This window comes from Kitasatospora sp. NPDC056076, from assembly GCF_042266305.1.
GTDB lineage: Bacteria > Actinomycetota > Actinomycetes > Streptomycetales > Streptomycetaceae > Kitasatospora.
The window spans coordinates 73406-90472 of record NZ_JBHJWG010000036.1; the positions used below are offsets into that span (position 1 = coordinate 73406).

14 protein-coding genes and 3 tRNA genes are annotated in these 17067 nt (G+C 74.5%); 11 read left to right on the top strand and 6 right to left on the bottom strand.

Features of this window, described 5'->3' with window-relative positions:
• Positions 1-106: 106 nt before the first annotated feature.
• The 5 genes from ACFC1T_RS26865 to ACFC1T_RS26885 all read left to right on the top strand — a co-directional run bounded on the left by ACFC1T_RS26865 (position 107) and on the right by ACFC1T_RS26885 (position 7129).
• The gene (locus ACFC1T_RS26865) at positions 107-1051 is read left to right on the top strand and encodes a PAC2 family protein (RefSeq protein WP_360228636.1); all 945 of its coding nucleotides are present in this window, start codon (positions 107-109) and stop codon (positions 1049-1051) included.
• Positions 1052-1238: 187 nt separating this feature from the next.
• Positions 1239-2258, top strand: coding sequence for an SGNH/GDSL hydrolase family protein (locus ACFC1T_RS26870; RefSeq protein ID WP_375892534.1), 1020 nt, complete (start codon positions 1239-1241; stop codon positions 2256-2258).
• A gap of 167 nt (positions 2259-2425) precedes the next feature.
• Complete coding sequence (locus tag ACFC1T_RS26875) at positions 2426-3736, top strand: deoxyguanosinetriphosphate triphosphohydrolase (protein ID WP_375892536.1); 1311 nt, start codon at positions 2426-2428, stop codon at positions 3734-3736.
• A gap of 126 nt (positions 3737-3862) precedes the next feature.
• Positions 3863-5779 carry a DNA primase gene (dnaG, locus tag ACFC1T_RS26880; protein WP_375892538.1) on the top strand — a complete coding sequence of 639 codons (1917 nt, stop codon included), beginning with the start codon at positions 3863-3865 and terminating at the stop codon, positions 5777-5779.
• Positions 5780-5926: 147 nt separating this feature from the next.
• Complete coding sequence (locus ACFC1T_RS26885) at positions 5927-7129, top strand: sigma-70 family RNA polymerase sigma factor (RefSeq protein WP_375892539.1); 1203 nt, start codon at positions 5927-5929, stop codon at positions 7127-7129.
• Here the strand turns inward: ACFC1T_RS26885 and ACFC1T_RS26890 are convergent.
• The 4 genes from ACFC1T_RS26890 to ACFC1T_RS26905 form a co-directional block, all read right to left on the bottom strand.
• Positions 7117-8352 (bottom strand): helix-turn-helix domain-containing protein, encoded by a 1236-nt coding sequence (locus tag ACFC1T_RS26890; RefSeq protein ID WP_375892541.1) that lies wholly within the window; start codon positions 8350-8352, stop codon positions 7117-7119. The genes ACFC1T_RS26885 and ACFC1T_RS26890 overlap by 13 nt on opposite strands.
• Positions 8353-8772: 420 nt before the next feature.
• A complete protein-coding gene (locus tag ACFC1T_RS26895; protein ID WP_375892542.1) occupies positions 8773-10176 on the bottom strand; it encodes a glutamate decarboxylase in 1404 nt (467 codons plus the stop codon).
• Positions 10177-10295: 119 nt separating this feature from the next.
• On the bottom strand, positions 10296-11741 hold the full coding sequence (locus tag ACFC1T_RS26900) for an FGGY family carbohydrate kinase (protein WP_375892544.1): 1446 nt from the start codon (positions 11739-11741) through the stop codon (positions 10296-10298).
• A 131-nt stretch (positions 11742-11872) separates the two neighbouring features.
• Positions 11873-12166 carry a hypothetical protein gene (locus ACFC1T_RS26905; protein WP_375892545.1) on the bottom strand — a complete coding sequence of 98 codons (294 nt, stop codon included), beginning with the start codon at positions 12164-12166 and terminating at the stop codon, positions 11873-11875.
• A gap of 241 nt (positions 12167-12407) precedes the next feature.
• On the opposite strand from ACFC1T_RS26905, the gene ACFC1T_RS26910 reads away from it, so the two are divergent.
• Positions 12408-12480: transfer RNA gene (locus ACFC1T_RS26910), tRNA-Asn, on the top strand.
• Between the two features lie 62 nt (positions 12481-12542).
• Positions 12543-12615: transfer RNA gene (locus ACFC1T_RS26915), tRNA-Asn, on the top strand.
• A gap of 147 nt (positions 12616-12762) precedes the next feature.
• Here the strand turns inward: ACFC1T_RS26915 and ACFC1T_RS26920 are convergent.
• Positions 12763-13512, bottom strand: a complete 750-nt coding sequence (locus ACFC1T_RS26920) for a trypsin-like serine peptidase (RefSeq protein WP_375892546.1) — start codon at positions 13510-13512, stop codon at positions 12763-12765.
• 128 nt (positions 13513-13640) lie between these two features.
• Positions 13641-14486, bottom strand: coding sequence for a trypsin-like serine peptidase (locus ACFC1T_RS26925; RefSeq protein ID WP_375892547.1), 846 nt, complete (start codon positions 14484-14486; stop codon positions 13641-13643).
• 190 nt (positions 14487-14676) lie between these two features.
• Here ACFC1T_RS26925 and ACFC1T_RS26930 point away from each other — a divergent pair.
• From ACFC1T_RS26930 to ACFC1T_RS26945, 4 genes are all read left to right on the top strand, one after another.
• Positions 14677-14750: transfer RNA gene (locus ACFC1T_RS26930), tRNA-Ile, on the top strand.
• A 429-nt stretch (positions 14751-15179) separates the two neighbouring features.
• Complete coding sequence (locus ACFC1T_RS26935; RefSeq protein ID WP_375892549.1) at positions 15180-16127, top strand: SPFH domain-containing protein; 948 nt, start codon at positions 15180-15182, stop codon at positions 16125-16127.
• Between the two features lie 10 nt (positions 16128-16137).
• Complete coding sequence (locus ACFC1T_RS26940) at positions 16138-16365, top strand: hypothetical protein (protein WP_375892550.1); 228 nt, start codon at positions 16138-16140, stop codon at positions 16363-16365.
• A 51-nt stretch (positions 16366-16416) separates the two neighbouring features.
• Complete coding sequence (locus ACFC1T_RS26945; protein ID WP_375892551.1) at positions 16417-17046, top strand: GPP34 family phosphoprotein; 630 nt, start codon at positions 16417-16419, stop codon at positions 17044-17046.
• Positions 17047-17067: the final 21 nt, after the last annotated feature.

The window sequence follows — 17067 nt, forward strand, 5'->3', positions numbered from 1 at the left end:
CCGCGAGAGCGGTCGGCCGGAACGGGAATTCCCGCGCGTCCCGGCACGCTGGACAAGGCGAGAGCCGGTCGGAGCGGGACGAGCAGAGAACGGGGAAGGGTGCGCGGTGCGAGACTTCCAGGCGCTGTACGAGCTGGATGAGCGGGGCGTGGCCGCCGTGGCCGAGGCCAACGCGGAGCTGCGCGACACCGGCGCCGGCCTGGTGCTGCTCCAGCACTTCGAGGGCTTCATGGACGCCGGCGAGGCGGGCGCCCAGGTGGTGGCCCACCTGCTGGAGACGGGCTCCCCCCAGGTGGTGGCCCGCTTCGACCACGACCGCCTGGTCGACTACCGGGCCCGCCGCCCCGCGATGGTCTTCGACCACGACCACTGGTCCTCCTACGACCCGCCGGAGATCCTGCTCCAGCTGGTCCGCGACGCCGCCGGCGCCCCGTTCCTGCTGCTCACCGGCCCCGAGCCGGATGTCGAGTGGGAGCGCTTCGCGCGCGCCGTCCGGGAGCTGGTGGAGCGCTTCGAGGTCCGGCTCAGCCTGGACTTCCACGGCATCCCGATGGGCGTGCCGCACACCCGCCCGGTCGGCCTGACACCGCACGGCAACCGGCTCGACCTCGCGCCGGGGTACCCGCAGTGGTTCGAGCAGGCGCAGGTCCCGGGCAGCGCCCAGGCCCTGCTGGAGTACCGCCTGGCCGAGGCCGGGCACGACGTGCTGGGCTTCGCCGTGCACGTCCCCCACTACGTGGCCCGTTCGGCCTACCCGGCGGCCGCCGTGCTGATCCTGGAGGCCGTGCAGTCCGCCACCGGCCTGGTGCTGCCCGGCACCCGGCTGCGCGAGCGGACGGGCGAGGTGTACGCCGACATCGAGGAGCAGCTGGCCCAGGGCGACGGCGAGTTGCGCTCCGCCATCCGTGGCATGGAGGGCCAGTACGACGCGGTCGCGGGCGCCGAGGGCCGGGAGAGCCTGCTGGCCGAGCCGGTCGACCTGCCGTCCGCGGACGAGCTGGGGCGGCGCTTCGAGCAGTTCCTCGCCGAGCACGAACGCGGCGCGGAGTAACGGGAACGGGGCAACGGGAACGGGGCAACGGCAACGCAGTGACGGGAGCGGAGTCGCCGGAACGGCGTAACGCCGACGCCGTGGCGGGAGTCATCGGCGCCGCCCGTACGTTGAGCCGTGCGGTGCCCGGGGGGACCGGCCGCCGCGTACGCAGCTGCCCGTGACCCGCACCCCCAGGGGGGACGCCATGCCCAGGACCACCCGCCCGTCGACCGTCGCGACGGCCCTCTCGGCCGCCCTGCTGCTGGCCGCCCTGGCCGGGTGCGGCGGCGGGTCGGACGGACCGGACGGCTCCGACCGGGGCTTCGCGGGCGCCCTGCCCGGTCGCGCCCCGGCCGGTGCGACCCCGACCCCCACCCCGACACCGACCCCCACCCCGCCGCCCGTCGCCCCGTACGTGGCGCTCGGCGACTCGTACACCGCCGGGCCCCGGATCGCCCCGCAGGTCGGCGACCCGGCCGGCTGCGCCCGCTCCGGGGTCAACTACCCCTCCCTGCTGGCGAAGGCGCTCGGGGTGGCGCCCGGGCAGTTCCGGGACGTCAGCTGCAGCGGCGCCCGCACCGGGGACCTCAGGAGCCCGCAGAAGACCGCCGACGGCCCCAACCCGGCCCAGCTGGACGCGCTGACCCCGGACACCCGGCTGGTCACCGTGGGCATCGGCGGCAACGACGCCGGTTTCATGGAGGTCGTCACCGAGTGCGCCAAGGCCACCCTGGCGGACGCGGTGAAGGACCTGGTCGGCGAGGACCGCGCGGCCGCGCCCTGCCGGGAGCACTACGCCTCCGGCGGCACCGACGAGGTGCGGGCCCGGGTCGACGCGGCCGGCGAGGGGCTCGGCGAGGTCCTCCGGGAGATCGGGCGCCGCTCCCCGCGGGCCCGGGTGTACGTGGTCGGCTACCCGGCCCTGCTCCCGGCCGACCCGGCGGGCTGCCGGGCGACCCTGGGCACCACGGTCGCGGCGGCCGACCTCGGCTTCCTGACCGAGAAGGAGCAGCAGCTCAACGGCATGCTCAAGCAGCGCGCGGAGGCCGCCGGGGCGGTGTTCGTGGACACCGCCGGGCCCTCGGCCGGGCACGACATGTGCGCGGGGGAGGACGCCCGCTGGATCGAGCCGCCGTTCCCGGCCCACGGCCTCACCCCGGTCCACCCCAACGCCAAGGGGGAGGAGGGGGTGGCCGCCGCGCTGCTCAAGGCCGTCCGGGGCTGAGCCCGCCCGCGGCGGGCTCCGCGGTCGCCCCGTGACCGGACCGTTCGGGTCCGGCCGATCCGCCGGGGCGGTCACCGGCGCGCCTCCCACGGTTCACGCGCCGGTCCGCACCCCTTCGCGCGCGGCACACCCCGCGTGTCGGGGGCGCGGCGTACCGTGAGTGCCATATGGATGACACCACGCACCGCCTCGCCGCCCCGCTCCCGTACGACCACGCCGCCGAGGCCCGCTGGGTCCCCGAACCGGACAAGCGTCCCGGCCGCACCGCCTTCCAGCGCGACCGCGCCCGGGTGCTGCACTCCGCCGCACTGCGCCGGCTGGCCGGCACCACCCAGGTGGTGGCCCCGATGCGCAGCGACTTCCCGCGCACCCGGCTCACCCACTCGCTCGAATGCGCCCAGGTCGGCCGGGAACTGGGCGCCGCCCTCGGCTGCGACCCGGACCTGGTGGAGACCGGCTGCCTGGCCCACGACATCGGCCACCCGCCCTTCGGCCACACCGGCGAGGAGGCCCTCGACCAGGCCGCCGAGGCCTGCGGCGGCTTCGAGGGCAACGCCCAGTCGCTGCGCATCCTGACCCGGCTCGAACCCAAGCGCTTCGCGCCGGCGGAGGAGCAGCCGGCCTCCCGGCTCGCCCCCTGGCCCGGGCGCAGCGTCGGCCTCAACCTGAGCCGGGCCGCCCTGGACGCGGCCACCAAGTACCCGTGGACCAAGGGCGCCCACCCGACCGACCCGGCCTCGCCCAAGTACGGCGTCTACGCCGACGACCTGCCGGTCTTCCGCTGGCTGCGGGCCGGCTCCCCGGCCGGGCGCAAGTGCTTCGAGGCCACCGTCATGGACTGGTCCGACGACGTCGCCTACTCCACCCACGATGTCGAGGACGGCCTCCAGGCCGGCCACATCGACCCGGCCGCGCTGCGCGCCCCCGGCGAGCGGGCCGACCTGTTCAAGGTCGCCGAGCGCTACGCCCCGGACGCCGAGCCGGAGGAGCTCTCCGCCGCCCTGGACCGGCTGCTGGCCCAGGACTTCTGGCCGCAGGGCTACGACGGCACCGCGCGTGCCCGGGCCGGGCTCAAGGACCTCACCAGCCAGCTGATCGGCCGCTTCTGCCTGGCCGCCGAGCAGGCCACCCGGGCCCGCTACGGCCCTGGCCGGCTGACCCGCTACACCGCCGAGCTGGTGGTGCCGCGGGAGGTCCGGCTGGAGGTCGCGGTGCTCAAGGCCGTCGCCGTCCTCTACGTGATGATGCGCGACGAGCAGGCCCAGCTGCGGGCCCGCCAGCGGATCGTGATCGCCGAGCTGGCGTACGTGCTGAACCAGCGCGCCCCGGAGGGGCTGGACCCGGTCTTCACCGCGATGTACCACGAGGCCGAGGACGACCGCGCCGCCCTGCGCACCGTGATCGACCAGATCGCCACCCTCACGGACGCCTCGGCGCTGGCCCTGCACGGCAGGCTGGTCGGGGCCTCCTGGACCTGACGCCCACGTCAGGCCCACGTCACGCCCGCCCGGTGCGGCCCGGGCCCGGACCCGGGCCGCGGCCCCGGCCGGAACCCGGGCCGTAGCCCCGGCTCGAAACCCCGGCCGCCCCAGTAGACTTCCGGGGTGGCCGGGCGGATCAGGGACGAAGACGTACAAGCGGTGCGCAGCGCACTGCCGATCGACGCGGTGGCCGGCGACTACGTACAGCTGACCAACGGTGGCGGTGGCGAGTACAAGGGCGTCTGCCCCTTCCACGACGAGAAGTCCGCCTCCTTCTACGTCAACCCCGCCAAGGGCGTCTTCCACTGCTTCGGCTGCCAGGAGAACGGCGACACCATCGCCTTCCTGATGAAGATCGAGCACTTCACCTTCGCCGAGGCCGTCGAGCGGATGGCGGCCCAGGCCGGCATCACGCTGCGCTACGAGGAGGGCGGCTACAGCCCCCGCCACCAGCAGGGCGAGCGGACCCGGCTGGTCGAGGCGCACAAGGTGGCCTCCGCCTGGTACCAGGAGCAGCTGGCCTCGGCGGAGGCGGAGATCGGCCGCCGCTTCCTGGCCGAGCGCGGCTTCGACGAGGAGGCCGCGAAGACCTTCGGGGTGGGCTACGCCCCGGCGGGGTGGGAGCACCTGGTCCGCTACCTGCGCGGCAAGGGGTTCAGCGACAAGGAGATCCTCCAGGGCGGCCTGGCCTCGCAGGGGCAGCGCGGCGGTCTGATCGACCGCTTCCGGGGCCGGCTGGTGTGGCCGATCCGGGACATCGCGGGCGAGGTGGTCGGGTTCGGCGCCCGCCGGCTGCGCGAGGACGACAACGGTCCGAAGTACCTGAACACCCCCGAGACGCCGATCTACAAGAAGTCCCACGTGCTGTACGGCATCGACCTGGCGAAGAAGGAGATCGCCAAGTCGGGCCGCGCGGTGGTGGTCGAGGGCTACACCGACGTGATGGCCTGCCACCTGGCCGGGGTCACCTCGGCGGTGGCGACCTGCGGCACGGCGTTCGCCGAGGACCACATCAAGATCATCCGTCGGCTGCTGATGGACACCTCCCAGTACCGCGGCGAGACGGTCTTCACCTTCGACGGCGACGCGGCCGGCCAGAAGGCCGCGCTGCGCGCCTTCGAGGACGACCAGAAGTTCGCCGCCAAGACCTCCATCGCGGTCAGCCCGGGCGGCATGGACCCCTGCGACCTGCGGCTGGCCCAGGGCGACGAGGCGGTCCGGCAGCTGATCGACCACCCCGTCCCGCTGTTCGAGTTCGCGCTGAACACGGCGGTCGCCAAGCACCGGGTCGAGACCCCTGAGGGGCAAGCCGCCGCGATGGAGGAGGCCGCCCTGATCGTCGCGAAGATCAAGGACCCGTCGATCCGGCATGGCTACGCGATCCGGCTGGCCGGCATGGTCGGGGTGAACCCGGGCGACGAGCAGTTCGTGGTCCGCCGGATCTCCCAGCTGGCCCGCTGGGAGCGGGAGAAGCAGCAGAACCCCCGCGCCAACGGCCAGCAGCGCCGCACCGAGCAGCCCGTCGCGGTGCCGGGCCCGGCCAGGCCCGCGTTCCGGCTCAACCCGCGGGACCCGGCCCAGTTCGTCGAGCGGGAGCTGCTCAAGCTGGCGCTCCAGCACCCGGAGCTGGTCAGCCCGGCCTTCGACCAGTACGGCGAGGACGAGTTCCCGACCCCGCCGTACACCGCCGTCCGGCAGGCCATCGCCAAGGCCGGCGGCACCGGGTACGGGGCGGCCGCGCCCGACTTCACCGGCGCGGTGCGCGAGGCCTCCCCGGACGACCAGGTGCGCTCGCTGGTGACCGAGCTGACCGTCGAACCGGTGCGCTCGCTGCGCAAGGCGGACGCGATCTACGCGGGGGAGTTCCTGGTCAAGCTGCGCCTGCTGGCCGTCGACCGGCGGATCGCCGAGGTCCGCGGCTACCTCCAGCGGCTGGGCCACCGGGCGGACGCCGAGCAGCTGCACGCGGTGCAGACCGAGCTGTGGCAGCTCCAGCAGTACGGCGACCAGCTCAAGAGCCGGGGCGCCGGGGCGTTGTAGCGGGTTCTCCGGCGAGAACGGCCCCGGGAAGTCCCGCACAGAAAGTCGGCGCACGAGTCTCGGCCACGGAGCGTGGCGTACCCCACACTGGAGGGCGTCCCACCTCCGTACAGCGCGGGTCCGCCAGAGTCGCGCCCGCCCCGAGGGATGCCCGTGGACCGAGGCCTTGCCGCAGCGACCACCGCCACCAGACGAGCCGAGCCGACCGGACGGGCCGAGCCCACCGGACGAGCCGAACCGACCGAACCGACCGGACGGGCCGGGCCCACCGGGCCGCCGACCGGGGAGCAGGAGACCGACCACGGCCGGGCCGGGGCCGCGCCCCCGGGCCCACGGGTCCCCGCCCAGGAGCGGCCGGAGGGCCACCCCGACAGCCCGGAGGCGGCGGCCGAGCCGGACCTCGACGACGAGGGCCCCGCCGAGCGCTCCGAGGGCGGCGGTCCGGCCGCCGACCTGCTGCGCCAGTACCTGCGCGAGATCGGCCGGATCCGGCTCCTCACCGCCGTCGAGGAGGTCGAACTGGCCCGCCGGATCGAGGCCGGACTGTTCGCCGAGGAGCAGCTGAACGCGGACCCGCCGCCGCCCGACCCGCTGGCCGGCGAACTGGACTCCCTGGTGGTCCTCGGCCGGATCGCCAAGCGCCGCCTGATCGAGGCGAACCTGCGCCTGGTGGTGTCCGTCGCCAAGCGCTACGTCGGCCGCGGGCTGACCCTGCTGGACCTGGTCCAGGAGGGCAACCTGGGCCTGATCCGGGCGGTGGAGAAGTTCGACTACGCCCGCGGCTACAAGTTCTCGACGTACGCGACCTGGTGGATCCGGCAGGCGATGAGCCGGGCGCTGGCGGACCAGGCCCGGACGATCCGGGTGCCGGTGCACGTGGTGGAGCTGATCAACCGGGTGGTCCGGGTGCAGCGCGCGCTGCTGCAGGAGCGCGGTCTGGAGCCCAGCCCGGCCGACATCGGCACCGCCCTGGAGCTCACCGAGGTGCGGGTCCGCGAGCTGCTCCGGCTGGCCCAGGAGCCGATCTCGCTGCACACCCCGGTCGGGGAGGAGGACGACGTCGCGCTCGGTGACCTGATCGAGGACGCCGACGCCGCCTCACCCGCCGAGTCGGCGACCTTCCTGCTGCTGCGCCAGCACCTGGACGCCGTGCTGGCGACCCTGGGCGAACGGGAACGCCAGGTCGTCCAGCTCCGCTACGGCCTGGACGACGGCCGCCCGCGCACGCTGGAGGAGATCGGCTCGGTGTTCGGCGTGACGCGGGAGCGGATCCGGCAGATCGAGTCCAAGACGTTGGTCAAGCTCCGTGACCACGCCTTCGCCGAGCAGCTGCGCGGCTACCTCGACTGACCGGGCGGGGACGCGGCCGGGCTCGGCGAGACCTGCTCGGCCGACGGTGCCTGGGTCGCGCCCTGCGCCGGGTCGGCCGAAGCCGGTGCCGAGGCCGAGTCGCTCGGCGTGGCCCCGGCGCCCGGGGGCGGCGAGGCGGGGCCGATCGGGATCGGGGTGGAGGCCACCACCCTGGCCAGGTCGGTGACGGTCCCGGTGCAGTCGTGCCCGGCCGGCTGGGTGCCGCAGACCTGGAAGCCGATCGAGGGGTCGGCCGCGTTCAGCATCGGCGAGTAGTTGTCGTAGCCCCAGTGGATCATCGCGGTCTCGCTGTCCCCGGTGGTGTCGGTGATCACCGCGAAGTCCTTGGGCTCGCCCTCGGAGATCGCCGCCCAGGCGGCCTGGCAGGTCTGGCTGTAGCGGAGGTAGACGACGACCTTGCCGATGACCTGGGTCTGCAGCGTGCGCGCGTCCCTGCCGCAGCCGGTGGTCTTGGGGTCCTTGTGGGCGCAGCCGAGGGCCCGGCAGTCGGGGGCGCCCGCCACGGCCGCCGTGGTCGGGGCGGTCCTGCCGGTGGCCGAGGTGCTCGGGGCCGGACCGTCGGCGGCCGAGGCCTGGTCGTCGTGCCGGCTGAGGTGCAGTCCGGCCAGCACCAGCAGCAGTGCCAGCACGGCCGCACCGGCGGCCAGGGCCGCGGGACGGCGCCACCAGGCGTCGGCGGGTTCGTCGGCGGGTTCGTCGGTGGTCTCGGCGGCGGGCCCGTCGGCGGCTCCGGCGACCGGTCCGGCGGTCGGGTCGTCGCTGGGCTCGGCGGTTTCGGCGGGCTCGGCGGCCGGTTCGGACGGGTCGGTCCCGGGGGCCGACCCGTCGTCGGTCAGCGCCGGCTCCGCGCTCCGGTCCCCGGGCTCCCCGCCCGGGTCCTCGGTCTTCGGGGCCACGGCTTCCTGGGTCACGGCTTCCTGGGCCACGGCCTCCTGGGCCACGGGGTCGGCCGCCCGCTGCCGGAGCCGGCGCAGCACCACCGGGTCGCAGTCGACCGCCCTGATCAGCGCCTCCAGCGCCTGCTCGGTGACCACCCGCTTGCCGTTCAGCCAGCGCTCCCAGGAGGCCCGGCTGTAGTGGGTCCGGGTGGCGAGCTCGGACAGTGACAGTCCGGCGTCGTCCTTGAGCTTGCGGAGCTCCTCGGCCAGCAGGCGGGCGGGCTCGGACAGCTCCTCGGGCAGGTCCTTCCAGACGGAAGCCAACGCGGTCCTCCATGAGTCGCGGGACGGGACGACGGTGCGACGGGGCGGGAGGTGCGCGCCCGGTCCGGCCGTTCGGCGTCTCCTCGTTCTCCAACCTCAGCGGCCCGGTGTCCCAAACTCCAGGTCATGGCGTTGAGACGGACGGAAGTGTCTCACAACCCCCCGGAACCATCGAACAGTCATGTGTTCGTCGTGCAGAGTTCTCCCTGCCGGTGCGTTCCACCGCCCCGGCCGTTTCGTTCGGGCCCCGGCCGGTCGGCCGTGGTCGGCCCGATACGGAGTCCCGGATCCCCCACCGGTCGTGGCAGCCTCACGGGGGGAGGCTGCCCCGACCGACCGGGACCACCCGGTGGGAGGGCGCTTCCCCTGCGCCCTCCCACCGCGGCGTTTCCGGGGCGCTGAGCCGCCCCGGAAACGCCTTCAGTGGTGGAAGCCCTCGCGGACCGGCACGCCCAGGTCCTGCAGCGGGACGGGCTGGCGGCGCAGCTCCGGCAGCAGCCGGTTGAGGTCGGCCAGCAGCAGGTCGGCGAGGTCCCGGGAGAAGCCGTTGCGACAGACCACCCGGAGCACCGACAGGTCCTGCCGGTTCGCCGGGAAGGTGTACGCGGGGACCTGCCAGCCGCGCTCGCGCAGCCGCCGTGAGACGTCGAAGACGTCGAAGGTGACGTCCTCGGTGGTGGTGAAGGCGAACACCGGGACCTGGTCGCCGCGGGTCAGCAGCCGGAAGCAGCCGAGCTTCCCGATCTCCCCGGCCAGGTAGCCGGCGACCTCCCGGCAGGCGCCCTGGACCGCCCGGAAACCGGCCCGGCCGAGCCGCAGGAAGACGTAGTACTGCGCCGCGACCTGCGCGCCGGGCCGGGAGAAGTTGAGCGCGAAGGTCGGCATCTCGCCGCCCAGGTAGTTGACCCGGAAGACCAGTTCCTCGGGCAGGGCCTCCTTGTCCCGCCACAGCGCCCAGCCGACGCCGGGGTAGACCAGGCCGTACTTGTGGCCGGAGGTGTTGATCGACTGCACCCGGGGGAGCCGGAAGTCCCAGACCAGCTCCGGGTCGAGGAAGGGCGCCACCATGCCGCCGGAGGCGCCGTCCACGTGCACCGGGACGTCCAGGCCGGTGCGCGCCTGGAGCTCGTCCAGGGCCGCGCAGATCTCCGCGACCGGCTCGTACGAGCCGTCGAAGGTCGAGCCGAGGACGCCGACCACGCCGATGGTGTTCTCGTCGCACAGCGCGACGGCCTGCTCGGGGCCGAGGTGGAAGCGCTCGCCCTCCATCGGTGCGGTGCGGGCCTCGATCTCCCAGAAGGTGCAGAACTTCTCCCAGCACACCTGGACGTTGACGCCCATCACGAGGTTGGGCCGGGCCCCGGCCGCGTAGCGCTCGGGGTTGCGGCGCATCCAGCGGCGCTTGAGCGCCATGCCGGCCAGCATGCAGGCCTCGCTGGAGCCGGTGGTGGAGCAGCCGACCGCGGCGTCCGGGTCGGGGGCGTGCCAGAGGTCGGCGAGGATGGCCACGCAGCGCCGCTCCAGTTCGGCGGTCTGCGGGTACTCGTCCTTGTCGATCATGTTCTTGTCCAGGCACTCGGTCATCAGCCGGGTCGCCTGCACCTCCATCGAGGTGGTGACGAAGGTCGCCAGGTTGAGCTTGGCGCTGCCGTCCAGCATCAGCTCGTCGTGGATCAGCTGGTACGCGGTGTCGGCCGCGACCGGGCCCTCGCCGAGCCGGTGCACCGGCGGGGCGAGTTCCATCGCGCCCAGCGGGTCGGTGATGCCGAGGAACGGACTGACGCTCAGCCGGCGGTCGTCGCCGGTCCCCTTGTGCAGGGCCATGGGTGGCTGTCGCCCTTCGCCTCGGTTGCCGTGTCCCGACCCACGCTGCCACCGGGCGCCGGGTGACGCATCCTCACCGGCGGACTCCGGCCGGTCGGGGTCGGCCCGGACGGCAGGGCTCAGGCCGAGGGGCCGGCGGCGGCCTCCGGGTGGATCTGGTCCCGGGCGGCGCGGTACTGCTGGCGCACCGCCGACCCGATCGCCAGGTCCTGTTCGCCCTCGGGCTCGACCGTCTCGGCGTCCGGCAGCGCCCACTCCGGCGGCTCGGAGGTGCCGGCCAGCGCCCAGGCGGCCTGCCGGGCGGCGCCGCGGGCGGCGTGCGCGCCCGGCGGGGGCACCACGACCGGGACGCCGAACAGCATCGGGGCGATGTGCCGGACGGCGGGCAGCCGGCCGGCCGCGCCGAGCAGGAACACCCGCTTGATGCCGACGCCCAGGGCGCGCAGCACGTCCAGGGCGTCGGCGGTGTTGCACAGCATGCCCTCGACGGCGGCCCGGGCCAGGTGCTGAGGGGTCATCGCCTCGGCCCGCAGGCCGGTCAGGGTGCCGGCGGCGTGCGGCAGCGCGGGGGTGCGCTCGCCGTCCAGGTAGGGCAGCAGCACCAGGCCGTAGGCGCCTGGGGAGGAGTGCAGGGCGAGGTCGCTCAGCCCCTCCAGGTCCCGGCCGAGCACGGCGGCGGTGGAGCGCAGCACCTGGGCGGCGTTGAGGGTGGCGACCATCGGCAGGTGGCGGCCGCTCGCGTCGGCGAAGGAGGAGACCAGGCCGGTGGCGTCCACCACGGCCTCCTCGTGCACCGCGAAGATCGTCCCGGCGCTGCCGAGCGAGACCACCGCGTCGCCCGGGCCGAGGCCCAGGCCGAGGGCGGCGGCCATGTTGTCGCCGGTGCCGGCCGAGATCAGCAGGCCCTCGGGGGTGTGCCCGGCGGGTTCGGCGGGGCCGAGCACGTCGGGCAGCCGGAGTTCGTGGCCGAGCGCCAGCTCGACCAGGTCCTGCCGGTACTCGCCGGTGATCGGGGACCAGTAGCCGGTGCCGGAGGCGTCGCCGCGGTCGGTGGTGCGGCGCTTGGGGTGGCCGAGCAGCTGCCAGACCAGCCAGTCGTGCGGCAGCAGCACCTCGGCGACCCGGCGGGCGTTGGCCGGCTCGAACTCGGCCAGCCAGCGCAGCTTGGCGATGGTGTACGTGGGGCCGGGGACGGCGCCGATCGCGGCGGTCCAGGCGGCCGGGCCGCCGAGGGCGTCCAGCAGCTTGGCGGCGGCGCCGCTGGAGCGCGGGTCGTTCCACAGGATCGCGGGCCGCACCTGCACCCCGCCCGCGTCCAGGCCGATCATGCCGTGCTGCTGGGCGCTGACGCCGATCGCCCGGACGCCCTCCAGCAGGCCGCCGGCCGCGGCGTCGCCGAGGGAGTGCAGCCAGACCTGCGGGTCGGCCTCGCCGGGGCGCAGGTCCTGGTCCTCGGGGACGGGGTGGGGCGCCTTGCCGGAGCGCAGGACGGTGCCGGTGTCGGCGTCGCACGCGACGATCCTGGTGCGGCTGGTCGAGCTGTCTATCCCCGCGACGATGGCCATGTCGAGATCATGCCTCAGCCCGGCCCGGGACGCGTCCGGGCCGGGTGAGCCGTTGCCGGTTCGGGACCGGGCGTTGGGATCTCCTTTGCCGGGGGATCACCGCCCCGTCACGGACGGTGGCTACCGCCCGGTCACGGGCGGACGGTGCCCCAGCCGTCGTCCTCCGCCCGGGAGCGGGTGAAGTACGGCACCCGGTCGGTGACGGCGTTCGGCAGCCTGTCCCCGACCCGGTCCGCGACGGCACCGGCCGCCTTCCCGGCCACCGCCCCGGCCTGCTGCCGCGCCCGGTCGGTGGCCCCCTGCACGGTCGGGTTCCGGGCGATCCGCCGGGTGACCTCGGTGATCTGTTCGTAGCGCCGGCGCCCGGCCCGCGAGCCGAGGACGTAGCCGGCCGCGAAGCCCGCGGCCAACGACAGCTTCCACATGATCGGACCCACCCTCTCCTGGCGGCCTTCTGCCGCATTGCCCTACCCGTTGCCCGGGACGGCGAACCGTCCGCGCCCCCAGCATCCCCGGGTGCCGTCGGGGGCGCGCGCGGGGCACGCCGGACCGGAGGTTCGGGGCGGCCGGGGAAACGATTGGCGGACCACCCCCCCGAGTGCGCTAATGTATGTCCCGCAGCGAGCGCCGAGGAGCCCGGGTCACGGGAGCCGAAGCGGAAGCCGATCCCCCATAGCTCAATTGGCAGAGCAGCCGACTGTTAATCGGCAGGTTATTGGTTCGAGTCCAATTGGGGGAGCTCGGGAGTAGTGCTCCTCGGAGCCCGATTCCCGCCCGTGGTACGGAAGTTGAGTACCGCGATCCCGCATAGCTCAATTGGCAGAGCAGCCGACTGTTAATCGGCAGGTTATTGGTTCGAGTCCAATTGCGGGAGCTGCACCGGGTCCGCCCGGTGACTGCTCAGAGCGAAGGCCCCTCGGACGACCGGGGGGCCTTCGTGTTGTCCGCCCCGGTGTCGCGTGCGTCACCCCGCCGTGCCCGCCCCGGCGCCGCGGGCGGGCCGGGGCGGGCATCGCGGGGATCAGGTGGTCGCCCGCCGGTACAGGTCGGCGATCCGCCGGTCGAAGGCCACGCTGTACGAGGTGCCCGGGGTGTCCCCGCCCTCCTGGTAGCCGCCGATCACGCCGACCACCGTGCCGTCGCCGGTCACCCAGGGGCTGCCGCTGGTGCCGTCGGTGTAGCCGCCGCAGTCGAAGCGTTCCTGGGTGGCGCTCTGCGAGCTGGTCCGGACCGCGCAGGTGATCGGTTCGTCGCTCTCGTTCGGGTAGCCGGTCACCGAGACCGCCAGTCCGACGCCCCGGCCGGTGCCGAGCGGGTTGCCGCCGACCGCCTCCTCGACCTGCCGGCCGTCGGTCGGGCGGACGGTGACGAATGCCACGTCGTAGTCCGGGTCGTCGTCGGAGGCCCAGCGGGGATCGACGGTGATCGACTGCACCTGCCAACTCCCGTACGGGGAGTACCCGTTGCGGTAGCCGGGGGTGAACACCAGGCCGTCCAGCAGGCCGACCCGCTGGTTCTGCACGCAGTGCGCGGCGGTGACCAGCAGGTTGCGCGCGGGGCTGCGCACCACGCTCGCCGTGCAGGACCGGGGGCCCTGGGCGCTGTGGACGGACAGCGTGCCGATCCGGTCGCGGGCCGCGCTCTGCTGGGCGACCTCGGCGTTCGGCGCCGCGTCCGGCCCGCTGCCGCACGCGGTGCCGGCGGTCAGCAGCAGGGCGGCCAGCGCGGTCGCTCCGGCCGCGCGCGCGGGCGGCACCGGGCGGGGGGCCATCGGGGCTCCGTCTCGTTCCTCGGGGCGGGCATCCGGGCCGTGCGTTCCGCCGTTCGAGAGGAAGATCTACCAGGCCGTGCCCGGCGGCGCCACTGCCGGGTGTTCGAATCGGTCCGGGGCCGGCCCGGTCAGCCGGTGGCCCGGTCGTAGAGCGCCTGGACCCGGTCGCCGAAGTAGCTGCTGTACGAGGTGTCCGGGCTGTTCCCGCCCTCCTGGTAGCCGCCGATCACGCCGACCACGGTGCCGGTCCTGGTGGACGGGTCGAAGTCGGTGACCCAGGGACTGCCGCTGGTGCCGCCGGTGTAGTCCGGGCAGTCGATCCGCAGCTGGGTGGCGCTCTGTTCGGTGGTGGTGTTGGAGCAGGTGATCGGGACGTCGCTGCTGCCCGGGTAGCCGGTCACCCGCACCGGGACCTGGTAGCCGCGGTTGACGCCCAGTTTGTTGGCACCGAGCACCTGCTGCACCTGCTGGCCGTTCTGCGCCTGGACGACGGCGAAGGCGACGTCCATGTCCGGGTCGGCGTGGTCCTTCCAGCCGTCGTCCACGCTGACCGCCAGCAGCGGCCAGACCCCGCTCGGGGTGTCGCCGTTGCGGTAGCCGGGGACGAAGACCAGGTCGCTGCGCCGGCCGATCCTCGGGTCCCAGACGCAGTGGGCGGCGGTGACGATCAGGTTGAGCCCGGCGCTGTCGACCACACTGGCGGTGCAGAAGTGGTCCCCGTCCGCGTTGCGCGTGAACACCGCGCCGACCAGGCCGTTGAGCACGGTGGGCTTGGCGGTGCGGGTGACCCCGGTGTGCTTGCCGATCGCCCCCTTGAAGCGCTGCTTGTTCCAGCCGTGGGCGTCGGCGGCACCGGGCGGTGCCGAGGTGACCGTCGGGGCGACGGTGCCGGGCCGCGCCGCGGTGGTGCACCCCGCCAGCGCGAAGGCCAGCACCAGTCCTCCGGCCGCAGCTCCCGCCCCACGCATCGTCATCAGCCCAGGCTGCCCTGTCCGGGCCCTCCGTCGCCACCCGGAGCCCGCCACCGGGGCGGGCGCGCGCCCTCCCGCACCCAGCTGCGCCCCCGGCGCGCACCACGGGTGATCGACCGGCTATGCTGCCCGGGACGGCCTCGCGGGGCCGTCTGCTGCTGCCGTGGCCGACGACCGGCACGCGCGGCGAACCGGGGCGGTAGCTCAGCCGGTTAGAGCAGGGGACTCATAATCCCTTGGTCGTGGGTTCGAGTCCCACCCGCCCCACTTCTCCCACCCCCGTGCGGCCCGTCGGCCGACGGGGCTCCAGGCGCGGCGAGAACAGACTGTACGCGCGCAAACATCCTCCGTGGCGATTACACGCCGAGGTTCACCCTCCCTGGGGACCCGGGGGCCGATCGGGCCCGTGGCCTTCCGGGTCGCGCGGGACCGGTACATCCCGCCTGCCGCGCGGCCGTGCACGCAGTGGCCGATCCATGGGCGTCGGGTCCTCAACTGCGCGTACCGGAGCATCACTTCGGGTGATCCGCCGGAGTGCGAGGCGGACCCCCGGGATACGACGGCCGGCGGCTCTGCGGCGCCCGGCGGCGTCGGACCGCGTTCACCCCTGGTGCGGTGCCCCGAAAAAGTGATATCACTTTGACAGCTGCAGCGGACGTCCGCGCGGCGCACATCGCACAAGGGGGAGTCGGTCCCATGACCGCACCGCACGTCTCCGTCGAGGACGGCCCCGTCCTCGACCTCCCGGCCCCGAGGGTCACCGAGCGGGTCATCACCGGGGCACCGGGGCTGCCGGTGCTCGGCGGCGCCCTGCTGGGCTTGCTCGCCGGGCTCGCCGGTCTGATCACCGGCGGGGTCCAACTCGCCGGTGGCGACAAGGGCCTGGGCGTTCCGCTGGTGGTCCTCGGACCACTGGTGCTGCTCGGCTCGCTGGTCCTGCTCTGCGGGCTGACGGTCGTCTCGCCCGGCTCGGCCCGGGTGGTCCAGCTGCTCGGCACCTACCGGGGGACGATCCGGGCCGAGGGGATCAGCTGGCTGAACCCCTTCACCAGCCGCCGGCACATCTCGCTGCGGATCCGCAACCACGAGACCGAGACCGCCAAGGTCAACGACGCGGACGGCAACCCGATCGAGATCGCCGCCGTGGTGGTCTGGCAGGTCGAGGACTCCGCGATGGCGGTGTTCGAGGTGGACGACTACGTCGACTTCGTCGCCATCCAGACCGAGACGGCCGTCCGGCACATCGCCACCAGCTACCCGTACGACGCCCACCACGAGGGGCAGTTGTCGCTGCGCGACGGCGCGGAGGAGATCGCCCGCAAGCTGTCCGCCGAGATCGCCGCCCGGGTCGCCTCGGCCGGTGTGCGGGTCGTCGAGTCCCGGATCACCCGGCTCGCCTACGCGCCCGAGGTCGCCCAGGTGATGCTCCAGCGGCAGCAGGCCGGGGCCGTGGTGGCCGCCCGGCGGCTGATCGTCGAGGGCGCCGTCGGTATGGTCGAGGAGGCCTTGGACCGGCTCGCCGAGCGGGACGTGGTGGAGTTGGACGAGGAGCGCAAGGCCGCCATGGTGAGCAACCTCCTGGTGGTGCTCTGCGGGGACCGGGGCACCCAGCCCGTCGTGAACACGGGCTCCCTCTACCAGTAAGGGCGCGGCGTTGGCGACGGAACGGAAGAAGCTCCTGTTGCGACTGGATCCTTCGGTTCACGACGCACTGGCGAGGTGGGCCGCGGACGAACTGCGCAGCACCAACGCCCAGATCGAGGTCGTGCTCCGCCGCGCCCTCGGCGAGGCCGGCCGGATGCCCAGCGGCGCGGCCCGGCTTCCCCGGCGCGGCCGACCGCCCAAGGAGAGCCCGGAGGACGGCGGTCCCGCCGAGGACTGACCGCAGCGGCCGGGCGCTCCGCAGATCGTCCCTGATCCTTCGGAGACCGAGATGGACCTTCCCGTCAATCTGCCCGAGAAGCTCTACCTGCTCGCCTACGACCCCGAGCGCGGGCGGCTCACCCGCACGACCGACCTGGACCTGGCCCTGCGGGCGGCGGCGCTCACCGAGCTCCTCCGCCGCGGGCTGATCCGTGACGACGGCCGGCACCCGGCCGCCGTCGACGGCCCGACCGGCGGGCTCGACCCGCTCTCCGCCGCGCTGCTGGAGCAGATCCGCCAGGGGCGGCGGCGCACCTGGTGGAGCTGGATCGGGCGCCGGGGGCGGTCGGCGCGGGTGGTCCGCGACGGGCTCGCGGCCGCCGGGCGGATCCGGGTCGAGGAGCACCGGGTGCTCGGGATCTTCCCGGTCGCCCGGGTCACCCTGGCGGAGCCCCGGGTGCGCAAGGCGCTGGCGGCGAGCGTCACCTCGGCGCTGAGCGGCCCGTTCAGCCGGGTCGACCCGGCGGACGCGGCGCTGGTCGCCCTGGTCGACGCGGCCCGGCTGAGTACGGCCCTGACCTGGCGCCACCGGCGCGAGTTCCGGGCCCGGATCGACAAGCTGGCCCCGGCGGCCGGCCCGGTCCCGCGCGCCCTGCGCCGGGCCGTCAACGCGAAGCACGCGGACGCCGGGACGGGCTGACCCGCCCCGGACGCGGCCCGC